This window comes from Duganella sp. FT27W (assembly GCF_009295655.1).
Taxonomy (GTDB): domain Bacteria; phylum Pseudomonadota; class Gammaproteobacteria; order Burkholderiales; family Burkholderiaceae_D; genus Rugamonas; species Rugamonas zoogloeoides.
This window is the reverse complement of record NZ_WHIV01000002.1, coordinates 198,681-216,439: the sequence shown is the minus strand read 5'-3', so window position 1 is coordinate 216,439 and position 17,759 is coordinate 198,681. Positions and strand designations below refer to the sequence as shown.

Sequence of the window (17,759 nt, the reverse complement as noted above, 5' to 3'; positions counted from 1 at the left end):
GACATCAGAAACGGTATTTGAGTGCAGCCGTCACGCGGCGTGGCGCACCATACGTGATCTGGTTGTACGCGGCAAACATGGCCAGGTGTTTTTTGTCGGTCAGGTTGTCCACGTTCAGCTGCGCCGACCAGTTCTTGTTGATCTCGTAGCGCGCCATCAGGTTGACCATCGCGAACGAGTCTTGCAGGATCTGGTTGTTGGTGGTGTTGCCGGCAGGCGCGGCCGGGTCGGTGGTGTAGGTTTTGCCTTCCCAGTTGATGCCGCCGCCCACGGTGACGCCGGCCAGCGGGCCGGACAGGTCGTAGGTGGTGAACACGCGGAACAGGTCGCGCGGATAAATGCTGTTGAACGGCAGACCGTCGGCATCCTTGGCGCTGTAGTGGGTGTAGCTGGCGCTGGCGTTCCAGCCACGTGCCACTTCGCCCGTTACTTCCAGGTCGAAGCCCTCGCTGGTGGCGCCGTCGGCCGCGCGATAGTACGCTTCCGGCAATGTGCTGCCCGGACGCAGCACATTGCCGGCCGCCTGGGCCAGCTTGTCCTGCGAAATCTTGAACAACGCGAACGATGCGTTCACGCGGCCGTCGAGGAATTCGCCCTTGATACCGATTTCCTTGTTCTTGCCTTCGATCGGATCGAGGTAGTTGCCGGCCAGGTCCTTGTAGTTTTGCGGCTGGAAGATTTCGGTGTAGCTGCCGTACGCCGAGAAGGTGCTGTTGATGTCGTAGACCAGGCCGGCATATGGCGTGACTTCGTTGTCATGCTTGATGTTGTAGGCAGCGGTGTACAGGCCGGTGCCCGACTTTTCGTACTTGGCGACGCGTGCGCCGACGATCAGCTTGAGCGGATCGGCCAGCGAGAAGCGGCCCACGCCGTACAGGCCGTCCTGGGTGGTTTCACTGCGTTCGTAGAACGTCTCGGGACCCCAGGTCGGGGTAGGGTAGGCGGCCGGATTCCAGTTGTTGAAGTTGCCGACCGACGAGTCGGCGGTGCCGAAGTCGGCAGCGCGGCTGTTGGAATTGAACTTTTGCTTCGAATGGGTGTAGCCGAAGGCGGCTTCATGCTTGCGGCCGCCCAGGTTGAACGAACCGTTCAGTTGAATGCCCGCGTCCTGCTGCTTGGTCTCGGTGACGTATGCGCCAGAAAAGGCGAACATGCCCAGGCCGGTCACGCGGTCCGGCGTGCCCGACAGGTACAGCAAGGCGGAGTCCGATTTACGCACGCTGTCGGTGTAGGACGCGCGCAGTTTCCAGCCGTTGTCGAACGTGTGTTCGAGGTTGGCGAAGGCGTTGTTGTACGAGGTTTCCCACTTGGTCCAGTTGGCGGTGGACGTTTTGGATACATCCCAGTTGGTTTGCGTGCCGTCGCTGTACCAGAATGGCAGGCCGCCCCACATCGGGCCGTTCGGATCGGTGGTCTGGCGGCTGAAGCCCACCGATACCAGCGTGGAAGGCGTAAGGTCGGCTTCGACGGTAGCATAAATGGTGTTGTCGTCGGTCTTGAGCGAGTTGACGTAGCTGTCGGCCTTGTGGATTTCGCCCACCACGCGGGCGCGCACATTGCCCGACTTGGTGAGCGGGGTGGAAACGTCGACCAGGCCACGGCGGTCGCTCCAGCTGCCGACCGACACGTCGGCCGAACCGGTGAGCACCTTGCTGGTGGCGCGCTTGCGCACCAGGTTGATCGAGGCGGACGGGTTGCCGGCGCCGGTCATCAGGCCGGTGGAGCCGCGCACGACTTCCACGCGGTCGTAGGTCGCCAGGCTGGACAGGGTCTCGCCGCCGCTCCATTGTTGTTGCCAGGTGGTGGGCACGCCATCGATTTGCAGGTTGTCGATGTCGAAACCGCGCGAGGTGAAGCCGCCACGGTGGGTTTCGTACTGGTTGACCGAGACGCCAGCCACATTGTTGATGACATCGGTGACGTTCTGCAGGAACTGGTCCTGGATGCGTTGTTGGGTAATCACGGTCACCGATTGCGGCGTGTCGCGCAGCGACATGTCCAGCGGCGTTGCCGAACGGGTGCGACCAACATTGTAAGTGCCCGTAGTGTCATCGGTTTTTTGAGCCGATACTTCAACTTGTTGCAATACCGCATCCTGTCCGGCAGTCTGCGCCTGGACCAGCAACGGCATGGCAAGCGCGACAGCGACCGCGAGACGATTGAGGGTAAGACCCGTGCGGGCGTGTGCTTGCTGGTTCATGTTTGTAATGGTTCCTGTTAGTAAGGCGAAAATCGAAACTGTTAGAAGAAAACAATAATGATAACGATTCGCATTCTAAAGTCAATGCCAGGGAGCTAATTGTGCAATGAAAGTCAATGATGCAGAAGGAAGAGGCGCATTTCCGCTGGCAGGGACGGATAGAAGCGAGATTGGCTGCCTGTTCATTGCTTTGAAATATAGTTTCTGTAGCATACTATCGGTATATACCACTGCCTCAACAGCCGAGACCCCGCTATGGCCATCAATCCGCTCACCAGTTCTGCCACCAACACCGCCAGCACCACTTCATCGATCAGTTCCGACGTGTACAAGCGCGTCGAGCAGACCATGATGTCGCAGAACAATGGCGCCACCCGGCTCAACGCCGCGCTGGCCAGCAGCCAGACCAAGCTCTCGGGCCTGGGCCAGCTGCAAAGTGCGCTGGGCAGCTTCCAGTCGATCGCTGCGGCATTGACCGGCAGCGGCCTGTCCACCTCGGCTGCCAGTACCGATAAAACCGTGCTCACCGCCACGTCGACCGGCGGCGCCAAGGCTGGCACCTACGCGATCAACGTCCAGCAACTGGCGCAGGGCCAGTTCCTGACCAGCACCGAATTCAGCTCTGCCACCGCCAAGGTCGGCACCGGCGCGCCCACCACTGTCAAGATCGACTTCGGCACTGCCGGCGACAAGGGCTTCACGACCAACGGCACGGCCACCAGCAAGACCATTTCCATCGACAGCACCAACAACACGGTCGAGGGCATCGCTGCTGCCTTCAAGGCCGCTGGCGTGGACGTCACGGTGGCCAAGGGCGACGATGGCAAGGTGTCGCTGTCGATCGCCGGCCAGAGCGGCGAAGCCAACAGCATGCGCATCAGCGTCAGTGGCGACGGCGCGCTGAAAAACCTGCTCGGCTACGATCCCGACGAAAAAGGCAAGCAGGGCTTCAAGCAGACCACGGCCGCCCAGGACGCCATCCTCACGGTCGATGGCAAGGAGATCAAGAGCGCCAGCAACACGCTGGACAAGAACAAGGGCATTGACGGCGCCGCGCTCACGCTCACCGGCAAGGGCAAGGCCGACATCACCATCAGCCAGGATGCCAGCAAGATCGGCGACAACCTCAAAACGTTCGTGGCCGCCTACAACGACCTCAACAGCAAGCTGAAAACCCTGTCCAACGGCGCCCTCAAGGGCGACACGGCGCTGGGCCAGGTCACCATGCAGATGGACCTGTTGCTCAGGACCGGTGGCGGCAACGTTTCCACGTCGGCGCTAGCGGCAGCCGGGATCAGCCAGGGCAAGGACGGCAACCTGGTGATCGACGACAAGAAGATGCAGGCAGCCATCACTGCCGATTCGTCGCAAGTGGCCAAGCTGTTTACCAGCGACGGCAAGGGCCTGGCCGACCTGATGGGCGCCAAAGCGACCTCGTTTACCGACAAGAACAGCGTGATCAGCCGCGAGACCACCCAGGTCAACCGCGAGCTCGACGCCACCAACACCAAGCGCGCCGCGCTGACCAAGGCGCTCACCGCCCAGGCCACCGCGCTGGCGGCGCTGTACTCGGCGCAGTCGCAGACCGGCACCGGCGGCGGCATGTTCGGCACCGGCAGTACCGGGTCCACCGGCACCTTGTTCGATTTGCTCGGCTAATCCAAACGAACCTCTTGCACGTAACGGCCCGATGCCGGATCATCACGGCTTGTGTATGAATCCCACTCGGAGGTGTTATGGCAGGAAAGTTCGTTGGCGTGCTGGCGGTGGCCGGTTTGATGGTGGCTGGTCTGGCCCAGGCGCAAGAGGAAAAAGTCCTCAACATCTATAACTGGTCCGACTACATCGCGGAAGACACGGTCAAGAATTTCGAGAAAGAGACCGGCATCAAGGTGCGCTATGATGTGTTCGACAACAACGAAATCCTGAACTCCAAGCTCGTCGCCGGCAAGTCGGGCTACGACATCGTGGTGCCTACTGCCCAGTGGGCGCGCCTGCAAATCGAAGGCAAGCTGCTGCGCAAGCTCGATAAATCGAAGCTGCCCAACCTGAAAAACCTCGATCCGGCGATCCAGGCCAAGCTTGCCAGCATCGATCCGAATAATGAATACCTGGTGGACTGGCTGTGGGGTTACACCACGGTCGGCATCAACGTCAATAAAGTGAAAGCCGCGCTCGGCGGCATGCCGATGCCGGCCAATGCCTGGGACCTGGTGTTCGATCCCAAGTATGCATCCAAGGTGAAATCGTGCGGCGTGTCGTTCCTCGATTCGCCGTCCGAAGTATTGCCGGCTGCGCTGATGTATCTCGGCAAACCGGCGTACTCGAAAAACGCTGCCGATTACGCCGAGGCGGGCAAGCTGCTGCAAACCATCCGTCCCAATGTCACCCTGTTCAGTTCGTCGGGCTATATCAACGACATGGCCAATGGCGCCGTCTGCGTGGCGCTGGGCTGGTCGGGCGACATCAATATTGCCCGCCAACGCGCGCTCGACGCCAAGAACGGCAATGTGATCGAGGTGCTGGTGCCGAAAACCCCGGCCGCGCTGGTGTTCGACACCATGGCGATTCCCGCCGACGCCCCGCACCCGAACAATGCCCACCTGTGGATCAACTACATCATGCGCCCGGAAGTGCATGCCAGCCTGACCAACAAGGTGTTTTACGCCAACCCGAACACGGCCAGCATGAAGTTCGTGCGCAAGGATATCGCCGGCAACAAGACCGTGTTCCTGTCCGATGCGGACAAGCAGCGCATGGCCGCGCCGGAGTCGGTGCCGGCCGATATCCGGCGCGTGATCACGCGTACCTACACCAAGTTCAAGACGGGCCGCTAAGCCCGTTCCCCAAACGCGGGCCTGGTTATTTGACCAGGTCCGCGCTCATCACCGCTTTCAGATACACGCTGCCCGGGTCACCAGGCTCGCGCTGGGCAAACCACCAGGCGCTGGCCTTGCGGATATCCCAGTCCAGGTCTTCGCCCGTCAGCAGCAGCGCTGCCACCATGCCCAAGGTGGGCTGGTGGCCGACCACCAGCACCGAATCCTTGTTGCCCGGCCAGTTGACCGCTTTCAGGATGTCGGCCGGGTCGGCGCCCGGCGCCAGGTCGTTGTGCAGCTTGAACTTGCGGCCCAGCGCTTCCACCGTTTGCAGGGTGCGCACGGCCGGGCTGGCCAGGATGCGGCAGCTGTCGGGCAGTTGCGAATCGAGCCATAGTCCCATGCGGCGCGCCTGCTTGATGCCCTTGCCGGTCAGCGCGCGTTCCAGGTCGGTCATGCCGGGCGCCGCATCTTCGGCCTCCGCGTGCCGCCATAAAACGAGATCCATATGTTCTCCTTGATGCCAGTTGGTGAAATCAGATCCCGGTGCACCTCCCGGTACACCTTGCCAAAAATTACTCGATCACTGCGCCGGGCATGCCCAGCGTTTCCATTAAATGTTGTTGGGCGGAGAAACCGCCCTGTTTGCCGCGTGCCTTGCGGCGCTGGTAGTGGCCGTCCGGTTCCAGCTCCCAGGCGTTGCGGTTGTCCTTGAGGTAAGGGTTCAACCCTTCCGACATCACGCGCCGCTTGAGCGCCTTGTCCAGGATCGGGAAGGCGACCTCGATGCGGCGGAACAGGTTGCGGCTCATCCAGTCCGCGCTCGACAGCATGATGTCGTGCGCCAGGTCGTTGCGGAAATAATAGATGCGGCTGTGTTCGAGGAAGCGGCCGATGATCGAGCGCACCTTGATGTTTTCCGACAGCCCCGGCACGCCCGGTTTCAGAGTGCAGGCGCCGCGCACGATCAGGTCGATCTTGACACCGTCCTTGGACGCCGCGTACAGCGCGCGGATCACCGATTCGTCCACCAGCGCGTTCATCTTAACAATAATCCGGCCCGGACGTCCGCTGCGCGCGATGCGCGCCTCGTTGCGGATGGCCTTGATGATTTCGTTCTGCAAGGCGAACGGCGCCAGCCACAAGTGGTTGAGCCGGTGCGGCTTGGTCAGGCTGGTGAGGTGAATAAATACCTCGTTGACCTCCTGGCTGATGCCCGGGTGGCAGGTCAGCAGACCGAAGTCGGTGTAGAACTTGGTGGTGGTCGGGTGGTAGTTGCCGGTGCCCAGGTGGGCGTAATACTTCAGCTTGCCTTCCTCGCGGCGGATCACCAGCGCCACCTTGGCGTGGGTTTTCAGGCCCACCACGCCGTACACGACCTGGGCGCCGGCTTGCTCGAGCTTGTCGGCCCAGTTGATATTGGCTTCTTCGTCGAAGCGCGCCTTCAGTTCCACTATCACGGTCACTTCCTTGCCCGCGCGGGCGGCCGTGATCAGCGCTTCCATCAGGTCGGAATTCATGCCGGTGCGGTAAATCGTCTGCTTGATCGCCACCACGGCCGGATCGTGGGCTGCGCTGCGAATGAAGTCGATCACGGTCTGGAACGACTGGAACGGGTGGTGCAGCAGGATGTCGTGCGCGCGCAGTGCGGCAAAGATGTCGGCGCTGCCCGGCTTTTGCGCGCTGCCGGGGAAGAACGGCGCGAAGCGCAGCGACGGATCTTCCACGTGGTCCATGATTTCGGTGAGCCGCACCAGGTTGACCGGGCCGTTCACCGCGTACAACCGGCTCTGCTGCAGGCCGAACTGGTCGAGCAGGAACTGCGACAGCTCGGGCGGGCAGTTGATCGCCACTTCCAGTCGCACCGAGGTGCCGAACTGGCGGCCCTGCAATTCGCCCTTGAGCGCCTGGCGCAGGTTTTTCACTTCATCTTCATCGACCCACAAGTCGCTGTCGCGGGTGACGCGAAACTGCGAATAGGCGATTACTTCGCGCCCGGCAAACAAATCCGAGATATGCGCGTGGATCACCGACGACAGCAGGCAGAACGACACGCCGCCACGGTTGGACAGCCCGTCGGGCAGGCGGATCACGCGCGGCAGCACGCGCGGCGCTTTTAATATCGCAATCGCCGTACCGCGGCCGAAGGCATCCTTGCCCGACAGCGAGACGATGAAATTCAGGCTTTTATTGACCACCTGCGGGAACGGGTGGGCCGGGTCGAGCCCGATCGGCGTGAGCAGCGGCCGCACCTCGGTGTCGAAATACTCCTTGACCCAGGCGCGCTCGGCTTCGGTGCGTTCGTTGTGACGCACCAGGTGCACGCCGCTGGCAGCCAGCTCTGGCAGCACTTCCTGGTTGAGAATATTGTATTGGTGGGTAACCAGCGCGTGGCATTCGTTGCTGATGCGGGAGAGGGTGGCAAGCAGGGCGGGGTGGGTGGCCAGCACGCCATCGGTGCCGGCGGCGGCCAGCAGGCTGGCGACGCGTACTTCAAAGAATTCATCAAGGTTGCTGCTGGCAATACATAAATAACGCAAGCGTTCGAGCAAGGGGATGCTCTTGTCTTCGGCTTGCGCCAGCACCCGGCGGTTGAACATCAGTTGCGACAGCTCGCGGTCGAGGAACGCGGAATTCTTGCCGACTTCGGCATGCACATCAGGCTTCATGTCTCTTTGGTCACTTTGCAGATAAGGTAATTCTAGCCTGTAATTCAACAGAAGAATGATGCAACAGTGTAAAGACCAATTATGACAAGTTTGTGACACACGCTGTCATAAACCGCCAAAACTGCCCGTCTTTTATGACATGGACGTGTCACAATCGCGTTATTCGCTTATGACATGCACCTGTTTTCATAGGGGAGAGGGGTGTTACTCGGCAAAAAACTTCTTTTTGGACATTTTTTCTAGATGTCATAAACCTGTCATATTGGCCGGTTAGACTTCGCAGCATCCTAACCTGTCATAACAAAGGACTTTGAAATGCGAATGAAACAACTGATCTCTTCCCTGGTAGTCGGTGCCTGCGCCATGATGGCTCTCTCGTCCGCTGCCACCGCTGCCGATATGACCGGCGCCGGCGCGACCTTCCCATACCCAATCTACGCAAAATGGGCTGAGACCTACAAAGCCTCTACCGGCAATGGCCTGAACTACCAGTCCGTCGGTTCGGGCGCTGGCATCAAGCAAATCAAAGCCAAGACCGTCGATTTCGGCGCCTCGGATGCCCCGATGAAAGCGGAAGACCTCGACGCCGAAGGCCTGATGCAGTTCCCGGCCATCATGGGCGGCGTGGTGACCGTGGTCAACGTTCCAGGCCTGACCCCAGGTCAACTGAAACTGACCGGTCCGATCGTGGCTGACATCTACCTTGGCAAGATCACCAAGTGGAACGACCCGGCAATCGCCGCACAAAACGCCGGCGTCAAGCTGCCAGCAGAAGACATCACCGTGGTGCACCGCGCCGACGGTTCGGGCACCTCGTTCCTGTTCACCGACTACCTGTCGAAAACCAGCCCTGATTTCAAATCGAAAATCGGCGCCGGCACCGCAGTGAAATGGATCGTGGGCGTGGGCGGCAAGGGTAACGAAGGCGTCGCCGCCAACGTGCAGCGTATCAAGGGTTCGATCGGCTACGTCGAGTGGGCGTACGCCAAGAAAAACAAGATGCAGCACACCCAGCTGAAAAACAAGGACGGCAACTTCCTGCAACCTGACGACGAGTTCTTCAAAGCTGCTGCTGCCAACGCCGAGTGGACCAAGACCCCGGGCTTCGGCGTGGTGCTGACCGACCAGGCTGGTAAAAACTCGTGGCCGATCACCGGCGTGTCGTTCATCCTGATGCACAAAGTGCAACCGGACGCCAACAAGGGCAAGGAAGTCGTGAAATTCTTCGACTGGGCCTTCAAAAACGGCGGCAAGTCGGCTGTTGAACTGGACTACGTACCGCTGCCTGACTCGGTGGTGAAACTGGTGCAGGATTCCTGGAAAGCCAACCTGAAAGACGCTTCGGGCAAGGCCATCTACTAATCCTGATTCCCTTCACTGCCTGCAATACAAGGCGGTGAGGGGGTTAGCCTGCGGTGCCCATGTGGACATCGCAGGCTAGCTTACCTTCCCGAGATAACAATATGAGCGCTGACATCACTACCACGCCAATTCCAAAACCGGAGCCGGCCTCGCAATTTAGTACCGCGCAGGCCACCGCTGCTGAACAGGCCGCCATGCAGTCGATGATGCGGACCATGCGCAAGCAGCGCATCCAGGACTTCTTCTTCCACAAAACCACCATGCTGTTCGCGCTGTCGGTGCTGCTGGTGCTGCTGGGAATTATCATTTCGCTCATGGTCGGCGCCTGGCCGGCTTTCAAGGAGTTCGGCCCCGGCTTCATCACCCGCGTCGAATGGGATCCGGTCAACGACCAGTACGGCGCCATGATCGCCATCGTCGGCACCCTGGCCACTTCCGGCATCGCCCTGCTGATCGCGTTCCCGATCAGCTTTGGTATCGCGCTGTTCCTCACCGAAATCTGCCCCGCCTCGCTGCGCCGCCCGCTCGGCACCGCCGTCGAACTGCTGGCCGGCGTGCCGTCGATCATCTACGGCATGTGGGGCCTGTTCGTGTTCGCCCCGCTGTTCGGCGACTACGTGCAACCGTTCCTGAAAAGCACGCTGGGCGTGCTGCCGATCATCGGACCATTCTTCAGCGGCCCCACCATGGGCATCGGCATCCTGACCGCCGCCCTGATCCTGGCCGTGATGATCATCCCGTTCATCTCGTCGGTGATGCGCGACGTGTTCGAGATCGTGCCGGCGGTATTGAAAGAATCGGCTTACGGCCTCGGCTGCACCCGCTGGGAAGTGGTGCGCAAGATCGTGCTGCCGTACACCAAGACCGGCGTCGTTGGCGGTGTGATGCTGGGCCTGGGCCGCGCGCTGGGCGAGACCATGGCCGTGACCTTCGTGATCGGTAACGCCAACAAGCTGTCGTTCTCGCTGTTCGCTGCCGGTAACTCGATCGCCTCGACGCTGGCCAACGAATTCGCCGAATCGGACACCGTGCTGCACACCTCGTCGCTGTTCGCGCTGGCACTGATCCTGTTTGTCATCACCTTTATCGTCCTGTCCGCCGCCAAACTGATGTTGGTTGGCATGTCCCGCAAGGAAGGCCTCAAATGAACCAAGCTGCCATCAACCCGCAGGAACCGATTGTTCCGATGAACAAGGTGTACCGCAAGCGCCTGTTCCGCCACCGCGTGGGCATCGCCATGTCGGTGCTGGCGATGTCGCTGGGCCTGGCCGTGCTGGCCTGGATCCTGGTCACCCTGGTCGTCAATGGCTTTAGTGCCCTGTCGGTGAACATGTTCACCGAAAGCACCCCGGCGCCGGGCAGCGAAGGCGGTGGCCTGGCCAACGCCATCTTCGGCAGCTTCATGATCGTCGGCCTGTCCACGCTGGTGAGCACGCCGATCGGCATCCTGGCCGGCATGTACCTGGCCGAGTACGGCAATGAAAACAAGCTGGCGGCCGTGACCCGCTTTGTCACCGACATCATGCTGTCGGCTCCGTCGATCGTGATCGGCATGTTCGTGTGGGCTGCTTACGTGGCCACCACCAACCATTACTCCGGTTACGCCGGTTCGATCGCGCTGGCCCTGATCGCCGTGCCGGTCGTGGTGCGTACCACCGACAACATGCTGCGCCTGGTACCTAGCAGCCTGCTGGAAGCGGCGTTCGCCCTGGGCGCACCGCGCTGGAAAGTAGCGATGACGGTGCGCCTGCGCGCCGTGAAAGCCGGCGTGATCACCGGCGTGCTGCTGGCCGTGGCCCGCATCTCGGGCGAAACCGCGCCGCTGCTGTTCACTGCCCTGAACAACCAGTTCTTCAGCAAGGACATGAACGGCCCGATGGCCAACTTGCCTGTCGTGATTTATGGTTTCGCCATGAGCCCGTACGACAACTGGCGCGAACTGGCCTGGGGCGGCGCGCTGCTGGTTACCTTCAGTGTGCTGGCGCTTAACATCGTCTCGCGCACCATGTTCAGCCAAAAAATTCCAAACTAATTAGCGACCACTTACATAAAGCGATCGACACATAATGAATACGCAACTGAGCCCAGAAACGACCACCGCGCCAGCAGGCGCCGGCAAGCGCACGACTATCGGCATCTCGAACCTGAATTTTTTCTACGGTAAGACCCAGAGCCTGACCAACGTCAACCTCAACATCCACGAGCGCCAGGTCACCGCCTTCATCGGCCCGTCGGGCTGCGGCAAATCGACCTTGCTGCGCACGCTCAACCGTATGTACGACCTGTACCCTGGCCAGCGCGCCGAAGGTTCGATCATGTACCGCGGCCGTAACATCCTCGACGCCGGCCAGGACTTGAACATGCTGCGCGCCAAAATCGGCATGGTGTTCCAGAAGCCGACCCCGTTCCCGATGTCGATCTACGACAACATTGCGTTCGGCGTGCGCCTGTACGAAGACCTGTCGAAAGGCGAGATGGACGAGCGCGTGGAATGGGCGCTGAAGAAAGCCGCACTGTGGGGCGAAGTAAAAGACAAGCTGACCAAGAGCGGCCTGTCGCTGTCGGGCGGCCAGCAACAGCGCCTGTGCATCGCGCGCGGCGTGGCGGTGAAACCTGACGTGCTGCTGCTGGACGAGCCAACCTCGGCACTGGATCCGATCTCGACCTCGAAAGTGGAAGAACTGATCAGCGAACTCAAGCAAGACTACACGATCGCCATCGTTACCCACAACATGCAGCAGGCCGCGCGTTGCTCGGACTACACCGCCTATATGTACCTGGGCGAGCTGGTGGAGTTCGGCGAGACCGACCAGATCTTCATGAATCCTGCGCGCAAGGAAACCCAGGATTACATCACCGGCCGCTTCGGCTGATCGACACTTATAATACGTCATTACGGAGAATCAGCATGATCGGTGAGCACTCATCCAAACAATACGATAACGAACTCGAAGCCATCCGCTCCAAGGTGCTCTTAATGGGCGGCATCGTCGAGACCCAGTTCCTCGACGCCATGACCTGCTTCCGCATCGGCAACCCGGAACGCGCCGACCGCGTGATGCGCGAGGACGACACTGTCAACCAGCTCGAAGTGTCGCTCGACGACGCCTGCAGCCACCTGATCGTGCGCCGCCAGCCGGCCGCCAACGATCTGCGCACCATCATGGCCACCATCAAGGTGATCACCGACCTGGAACGCATCGGCGACGAAGCAACCAAGATCGCCCGCACCGCCAAGGCACTGCATTCGCGTGGCACGGCCACCGTCAACCATTACGAAATGGTGCGCAATATCGCCAACAACACCAGCGACATGCTGCACGACGCGCTTGACGCGTTTGCGCGCAACGACGGCGTCCAGGCACTCAAATTGATCGCCCAGGATGCCGTGATCGACCACGAATTCCGTTCGATCATGCGCAACCTGATTACCTTCATGATGGAAGATCCGCGCACGATTTCGGCCGCACTGGACACGCTGTGGGTGGCCAAGGCCATCGAGCGCATCGGCGACCATGCCAAGAACATCGCCGAGTACGTGATTTACGTGGTGGAAGGCAAGGACATCCGTCACACCAAGACCGTGCCTGCTATCGAAGACAACATTGAACCTGCATAAACAAGCATATGGCATCTGATAAAACCACCGTACTGATCGTGGAAGATGAACCGGCGATTGTCGAGTTGGTGACTTTTTCGCTGCGTGAGGCAGGCTGGAACTGCTGCGCGGTGCAAAGCGTGGGCGAGGCCTGGGAGTTCATCCAGACCCGCACCCCGCAGCTGATTTTGCTCGACTGGATGTTGCCGGATCAAACCGGCTTGCGCCTGCTGGCGCGCATCCGTTCCGACCGCAATTTCCAGGAAATCCCGGTCATCATGCTCACCGCAAAAAGCATGGAAGAGGACAAGCTGGCGGGCCTGAACACCGGCGCCGACGACTACGTCACCAAGCCGTTCTCGCCGCGCGAGCTGCTGGCCCGCGCGCGCGCGCTGCTGCGCCGCAAGAGCCCGGAGCACGCGCAATCGACCATGCGCGCGGCCAATATCGCGCTCGACCCGGTCAGTTGCACGGTGTCGATGGACGACCAGAAGATCGACATCGGCCACGCCGAGTACAAGCTGCTCAAGTTCCTGCTGGCCCACCCGGAGCGCGTGTTCTCGCGCAGCCAGTTGCTCGACAAGGTGTGGGGCGACCACGTGGTGATCGAGGAGCGCACGGTGGACGTCCACGTGCTGCGCCTGCGCAAGGCCCTCAAGGAAGCCGAGCACCTGATCAAGACCGTGCGCAGTGTCGGTTACATGTTGTCGGAGAAAACCTAGTCTCATGAATCCAAAACTGCTGTTCTGGGTACCCGCCGCCTTGCGCACCGCGCTCGTTGCAGCGGGCTGCGCGTTGTTGGGCTGGATGTTCGGCTGGATGACCGGTGTTGTCGTGGCCTTGCTGGCGACGATGGTGATGGTGTTCGTGCAGCTGTCCTATCTTTACCAGCTCAGCAACTGGATGGACGACCCGCAAAGCGCCAAGCTGCCCGATGGCTGGGGCGCCTGGACCAATATCTTCTCGCGCCTGTACCGCATGCGCCGCGACGACGAAAAAAACCAGACCGAGCTGACCGAGTGGCTGGCGCGCTTCCGCCAGGCCATGCACCTGCTGCCCGACGGCGTGGTGATCATGGACGACGTGCTGTTCCTCGAGTGGTGCAACCCGGCCGCCGAGAAGCACCTGGGCCTCACGCACGAGCGCGACAAGGGCATGCGCGTCACCAACCTGGTGCGTAACCCTGACTTCATGGATTACATCATCCTCGGCCGCTACGAGCAGCCGCTGACGATCAGCTTCCGCGAGCGCAAACTCATCGTGCACATCATTCCGTTCGAGAACCGCCGGCAAATCCTGGTCACGCACGACGCCACCGAGACCGAGCGCATCGAAGAAATGCGGCGCGACTTCATTGCCAATGCCTCGCACGAGCTGCGCACGCCGCTGACGGTGATCGTCGGTTTCCTGGAAATTGCCGCGTCGGAAGGGCTGGACGTGGCCACCCGCAACGCCCACCTGAAACTGATGACGGAGCAGGGCCACCGCATGCAGCACCTGATCGAGGACATGCTGACCTTGTCGCGGCTGGAGTCGGTCGATTACCCGATGCGGCCTGAAACCGTCGACGTGCGGCGCCTGATGGAGCAGGTGGCCAGCGACGCCCGCGCCTTATCGGCCGGCAAGCACGAGATCACCTTGCAGATCGACGGCCCCGACGTGGTGGGCAGCTACGAGGAATTGCACAGCGCCTTCGGCAACCTGGCCTCCAATGCGGTGCGCTACACGCCGGCTGGCGGCAAGATCGCCCTGGTGTGGCGCGAGTTCGAAGCCGGCATCAAGTTCAAGGTGGAAGATACCGGCATCGGCATCAGCCCCGAGCATATCTCGCGCCTGACCGAGCGTTTCTACCGGGTGGACAAGAGCCGTTCGCGCGAAACCCAGGGTACCGGCCTGGGCCTGGCGATCGTCAAACACGTGCTGCTGCGCCATGGCGGCACCTTGCAAATCAAGTCGGAAGCAGGCAAGGGCAGCACCTTTATCGTCTGCCTGCCCAAGAGCGCGATCGTGCCGAAGCAGGCCGAGCTGCTGCTCACTCAAGCCACTGCTTAGTCAAACCACTGCGTCAGCGTGGCGCGGGCCTTGGCCGTGTGTTCATCCTTGATGTACACGGCCACCGCGCCCAGCGCCGCCAATAAAATCCCCAGGTCGTCGCTATAGCCCACCACCGGCAGCAGATCGGGTATGCCGTCCAGCGGCGAGATGAAATAGCCGAGCGCACCATAGATGGTGGCCTTGGCCCAGCGCGGCGTGTCCGGGTCGGTGGCCGAGTAATACATTTTGAGTGCCGGCTCCAGCACGCCGCGGCCCGCCGTCTTGGCGTAGCCCTTGACCTTGCCCCAGAAGCCGTCGTCGGAATACTGCGCCGTGTAGTCGGCAGCGTTGTCGGTCTTTGCCATCGTGTATCCCAGTTCAAATGATGATGCGGTCTATGGTAGCGCTAATTGCGCCTGGGCGTCGCCCTATGTCTTGCGCGGCATGGCCCGCAAGCAAGTATTAAGCGCATCCTCGAACGAAGCGGACACGTGGTCGGCCTGCGGGAAGTCGCAGTCCTTGAGGTCGCGGTTGCCGAATGGGCTGGGCAGCAGCACCGCCAGTTGCTTCGCGTGCGGCAGGCGCACCCGCAGCTCGGCCATCAGCTGGCGCATTTGCGGCGTATCGTTGACCGGATCGACCGTCACCAGGCATACGATGGATACCAGCTCGGCAGTGGCTTCGGGCGGTAGCGGCTCGTCGATGTCTTCGCTGCTCATGCTGCGGGCGTCGAGTTTCTGGTCGCGCATGATGCGCACCAGGATCTCCGTGGCCAGCTCGTCGTACGACGTCGCCAGGCCCACGCTCAGGATCAGGCTGCCGGGCGGGATGTCGAACGAACCCTGCCATTCGCCGGTGGCCGAGATACGCCGTTCACGCAGCTGGCGCCCGATCCCCATGCCGGCCAGCGCCGAGCTGCCCTTGCCTGCCTTGGGTGCCTTGGGGCGGCGCCACCACGACTTGCGGTCGCTCAGCGTCTCGATCACGGTAATGATGGCGCTGGTGACCTTGGCCTGTTCATCGGCCGTGATGGTCTTGCCGCGCAGGTCAAAGTTGGCCAAGTGCAGTGCCGGCACTAGCACGCTGTCGCAGTACTGGGCCAGCGTCTTCTTGCGCATGTAGCGCCGCGCTGCCGCAATGATTTCGTGGGCGTCGCCCGACAAGGCGCGCTGGTAAAAATTCTGCGGCAAGGTCAAGGCCGGCAATTCGCCGAACATGATTTCCAGCACTTTCAAAGCCCGGATATACCGGCCGGCCACCACCAGGCACAGGGTGAGCGGGGTGGACAGCACCAGGCCGACCGGGCCCCAGATCCAGCTCCAGAATATCGCCGCCACCACCACCGACAGCGGCGACAGCCCGGTCGTGTGGCCGTACAGCTTGGGTTCGACGGTTTGCGCGACCACGATGTCCACGACCAAAAAGATGCCGAATGTCATCAGTGCCAGCGACCAGCCCGGGTCGATCGCGGCGGCCAGCAGCGTGGCGCACAGCGCCGCGATCCAGAAGCCGACGTAGGGAACGTAGCGCAGCACGGCGGTCATCGCCGCCCACAGCAGCGCCTGCGACAGGCCGATGATCGACAGCCCGATCCAGATCACCAGCCCGGTGCTGGCATTGACTGCGAATTGCGAGATGAAAAAGCGCGACAGCCGCTCACCGGCATCGTTGACCGCGACCGTGGTGGCGCGCAAGTCCTCGCCGCCGGCCAGCCGGATGAAGCGGTCGCGCAGCGATTCATGTTCGAGCAGGACGAAGATCAGCACGATGAAGACGATGCCGGCCGTCTCCAGCGGCGGCCACACCGAGGCCACCACCCTGGAGAGGATTTGCAGGGGCTTCAAGTCCGGCTCGTGGATTTCCACCAGCACCGGCGTGGTGCCATCGCTGGCCAGGCGCGGCTTTGGCGCTTTGCCGAATTCATCGGTTGAGTTCTGGGTCAGGTGCTCGATCAGTTGCCCGGCCGGGCCGCCGATGCTGCCGATGGTGCCGCGCGTGATCTCGTTGAGCACTTCGAGCTTGGTGGCGATGGTGTCCTGGTACTGCGGCAGGCTGGCGCCCAGGCGCGTGACCTGGGTGACGATGACCGCGCCGGCCATCAGCACCACGGCCGCTACCACGGCCACGCCGGTGAGCACCGAGGCGGTCGGCCCCAGCCCCACGCGGCGCAAGGCCCGCACGAATGGTGCGATCAAAAAGCTCAGGATGAAGGCGAGGGTGATCGGGATCAGCACGTCGCGGCCGAAATACAACAGGGCCAGGACGGTGGCGGTGCCGACCAGTCCGACAACGGCGTTGGGTAATGCGCGAGCTGGTAATGAATCTGACACCGTGTTCCCTGAAAATCGTGAGCGTGACGCAGGACGACGCGCCTGCCTTTTCGAGCCTAGATTATGGGGTGCACGGTGTCAATCGAATTTACCGGACGCAACAGAATCAGCCGGCCTTCTTCTGGGTAATGCCCGCCGCAAGCATCGCCGCGTCGCGGGCGGCGTTGATCTCGTCTACCATGTCGCTCAGGCCGCGTGCAGTCACCTTCGGTAACAGCGACTGGTCCACCTTGGACGACGATGTGATGTCATTGGCGCTGGTCTGGCCCGGCAGCGGCAGGAAATTATCGTAAATCACTGTGCCGGGTACGGCGCGCATCAGCTCGGCCAAGCGGCGGTCGGCCAGGCTCTGGCCGGCAAAGTCTTCCGTCAGTTTCAGACCCGGCACGTTCTGCTGGATGTAGGCACTGCCGCTGTCGTACACCATGGCGACGACCTGGCCATTCTTGACGATCTGGGCGAACACCCGGTCAGGGTTGGCGGCGGCCGCCGCCTGGTTGGCCTGCTGGCGCGCTGCCACCTGCTGGTCGTGCAGGGCCAGCTCGGCCTGCAAGTGCTCGGGCAGCTTGAATGCCACCATTTTCTTCTGCTCGACCAGCTGGCCGACAGAAGTGACAGGGCCCTGGATCTTGAACGAAGCCGAACCTTCGATGCGCGACATGACAACTCCTTGGTGAATGACAGGAAGACCAACGGCAGGTTAGCACGAAAGTAATGCTTTTGGTAAACATTGACTTTCAACTACGA

15 protein-coding genes are annotated in these 17,759 nt (G+C 61.4%); 9 read left to right on the top strand and 6 right to left on the bottom strand.

The genetic code is table 11. The annotated features are described in order from the left end of the window. Window positions 1–4 precede the first annotated feature (4 nt). Window positions 5–2,200: a TonB-dependent siderophore receptor gene (locus F8197_RS07200; protein WP_227012142.1), complete on the bottom strand. Its 2,196-nt coding sequence runs from the start codon at window positions 2,198–2,200 to the stop codon at window positions 5–7. A gap of 255 nt (window positions 2,201–2,455) precedes the next feature. Between F8197_RS07200 and fliD the strand changes: the two genes are divergently transcribed. Both fliD and F8197_RS07190 read left to right on the top strand, forming a co-directional pair. Then, window positions 2,456–3,859: a flagellar filament capping protein FliD gene (gene fliD, locus F8197_RS07195; protein WP_152881334.1), complete on the top strand. Its 1,404-nt coding sequence runs from the start codon at window positions 2,456–2,458 to the stop codon at window positions 3,857–3,859. 77 nt (window positions 3,860–3,936) lie between these two features. Then, the gene (locus F8197_RS07190; protein WP_056138594.1) at window positions 3,937–5,037 is read left to right on the top strand and encodes a polyamine ABC transporter substrate-binding protein; all 1,101 of its coding nucleotides are present in this window, start codon (window positions 3,937–3,939) and stop codon (window positions 5,035–5,037) included. Window positions 5,038–5,062: 25 nt separating this feature from the next. Here the strand turns inward: F8197_RS07190 and F8197_RS07185 are convergent, their stop codons facing one another. Both F8197_RS07185 and ppk1 read right to left on the bottom strand, forming a co-directional pair. Then, window positions 5,063–5,527 carry a histidine phosphatase family protein gene (locus F8197_RS07185; RefSeq protein ID WP_152881332.1) on the bottom strand — a complete coding sequence of 155 codons (465 nt, stop codon included), beginning with the start codon at window positions 5,525–5,527 and terminating at the stop codon, window positions 5,063–5,065. Between the two features lie 67 nt (window positions 5,528–5,594). Next, entirely contained in the window at window positions 5,595–7,688 is a 2,094-nt protein-coding gene (ppk1, locus tag F8197_RS07180; RefSeq protein ID WP_152881330.1) for a polyphosphate kinase 1, read from the bottom strand. A 315-nt stretch (window positions 7,689–8,003) separates the two neighbouring features. Here ppk1 and pstS point away from each other — a divergent pair, with 315 nt between their 5' ends. From pstS to phoR, 7 genes are all read left to right on the top strand, one after another. Continuing rightward, window positions 8,004–9,050, top strand: a complete 1,047-nt coding sequence (pstS, locus tag F8197_RS07175; protein WP_152881328.1) for a phosphate ABC transporter substrate-binding protein PstS — start codon at window positions 8,004–8,006, stop codon at window positions 9,048–9,050. A gap of 101 nt (window positions 9,051–9,151) precedes the next feature. After that, window positions 9,152–10,198 (top strand): phosphate ABC transporter permease subunit PstC, encoded by a 1,047-nt coding sequence (pstC, locus tag F8197_RS07170; RefSeq protein ID WP_019922124.1) that lies wholly within the window; start codon window positions 9,152–9,154, stop codon window positions 10,196–10,198. Continuing rightward, window positions 10,195–11,082, top strand: coding sequence for a phosphate ABC transporter permease PstA (pstA, locus tag F8197_RS07165; RefSeq protein WP_152881326.1), 888 nt, complete (start codon window positions 10,195–10,197; stop codon window positions 11,080–11,082). The genes pstC and pstA overlap by 4 nt, the downstream gene beginning before the upstream one ends. A gap of 34 nt (window positions 11,083–11,116) precedes the next feature. Next, on the top strand, window positions 11,117–11,923 hold the full coding sequence (gene pstB / locus F8197_RS07160) for a phosphate ABC transporter ATP-binding protein PstB (RefSeq protein WP_056138582.1): 807 nt from the start codon (window positions 11,117–11,119) through the stop codon (window positions 11,921–11,923). 35 nt (window positions 11,924–11,958) lie between these two features. Next, complete coding sequence (gene phoU / locus F8197_RS07155; protein WP_056138580.1) at window positions 11,959–12,669, top strand: phosphate signaling complex protein PhoU; 711 nt, start codon at window positions 11,959–11,961, stop codon at window positions 12,667–12,669. A gap of 8 nt (window positions 12,670–12,677) precedes the next feature. Next, window positions 12,678–13,370 carry a phosphate regulon transcriptional regulator PhoB gene (gene phoB, locus F8197_RS07150; RefSeq protein WP_019922128.1) on the top strand — a complete coding sequence of 231 codons (693 nt, stop codon included), beginning with the start codon at window positions 12,678–12,680 and terminating at the stop codon, window positions 13,368–13,370. 4 nt (window positions 13,371–13,374) lie between these two features. Further along, complete coding sequence (gene phoR / locus F8197_RS07145) at window positions 13,375–14,700, top strand: phosphate regulon sensor histidine kinase PhoR (protein ID WP_152881324.1); 1,326 nt, start codon at window positions 13,375–13,377, stop codon at window positions 14,698–14,700. Here phoR and F8197_RS07140 read toward each other — a convergent pair. The 3 genes from F8197_RS07140 to F8197_RS07130 all read right to left on the bottom strand — a co-directional run bounded on the left by F8197_RS07140 (window position 14,697) and on the right by F8197_RS07130 (window position 17,673). After that, complete coding sequence (locus F8197_RS07140) at window positions 14,697–15,047, bottom strand: YkvA family protein (RefSeq protein ID WP_152881322.1); 351 nt, start codon at window positions 15,045–15,047, stop codon at window positions 14,697–14,699. The two genes, phoR and F8197_RS07140, sit on opposite strands and share 4 nt — an antisense overlap. A gap of 63 nt (window positions 15,048–15,110) precedes the next feature. Beyond that, window positions 15,111–17,012: an AI-2E family transporter gene (locus tag F8197_RS07135; RefSeq protein WP_373996810.1), complete on the bottom strand. Its 1,902-nt coding sequence runs from the start codon at window positions 17,010–17,012 to the stop codon at window positions 15,111–15,113. Window positions 17,013–17,118: 106 nt separating this feature from the next. Next, on the bottom strand, window positions 17,119–17,673 hold the full coding sequence (locus tag F8197_RS07130; RefSeq protein ID WP_152881320.1) for a hypothetical protein: 555 nt from the start codon (window positions 17,671–17,673) through the stop codon (window positions 17,119–17,121). Window positions 17,674–17,759 lie beyond the last annotated feature (86 nt).

Bases quoted from the DNA above. Each gene is read 5' to 3' on its own strand.
- pstC (WP_019922124.1), top strand. From the start codon at position 9,152: ATGAGCGCTGACATCACTACCACGCCAATTCCAAAACCGGAGCCGGCC.
- F8197_RS07140 (WP_152881322.1), bottom strand. From the start codon at position 15,047: ATGGCAAAGACCGACAACGCTGCCGACTACACGGCGCAGTATTCCGAC.
- phoU (WP_056138580.1), top strand. From the start codon at position 11,959: ATGATCGGTGAGCACTCATCCAAACAATACGATAACGAACTCGAAGCC.
- F8197_RS07190 (WP_056138594.1), top strand. From the start codon at position 3,937: ATGGCAGGAAAGTTCGTTGGCGTGCTGGCGGTGGCCGGTTTGATGGTG.
- pstS (WP_152881328.1), top strand. From the start codon at position 8,004: ATGCGAATGAAACAACTGATCTCTTCCCTGGTAGTCGGTGCCTGCGCC.
- F8197_RS07185 (WP_152881332.1), bottom strand. From the start codon at position 5,527: ATGGATCTCGTTTTATGGCGGCACGCGGAGGCCGAAGATGCGGCGCCC.
- ppk1 (WP_152881330.1), bottom strand. From the start codon at position 7,688: ATGAAGCCTGATGTGCATGCCGAAGTCGGCAAGAATTCCGCGTTCCTC.
- pstA (WP_152881326.1), top strand. From the start codon at position 10,195: ATGAACCAAGCTGCCATCAACCCGCAGGAACCGATTGTTCCGATGAAC.
- phoR (WP_152881324.1), top strand. From the start codon at position 13,375: ATGAATCCAAAACTGCTGTTCTGGGTACCCGCCGCCTTGCGCACCGCG.
- fliD (WP_152881334.1), top strand. From the start codon at position 2,456: ATGGCCATCAATCCGCTCACCAGTTCTGCCACCAACACCGCCAGCACC.
- pstB (WP_056138582.1), top strand. From the start codon at position 11,117: ATGAATACGCAACTGAGCCCAGAAACGACCACCGCGCCAGCAGGCGCC.
- F8197_RS07130 (WP_152881320.1), bottom strand. From the start codon at position 17,673: ATGTCGCGCATCGAAGGTTCGGCTTCGTTCAAGATCCAGGGCCCTGTC.
- phoB (WP_019922128.1), top strand. From the start codon at position 12,678: ATGGCATCTGATAAAACCACCGTACTGATCGTGGAAGATGAACCGGCG.
- F8197_RS07200 (WP_227012142.1), bottom strand. From the start codon at position 2,200: ATGAACCAGCAAGCACACGCCCGCACGGGTCTTACCCTCAATCGTCTC.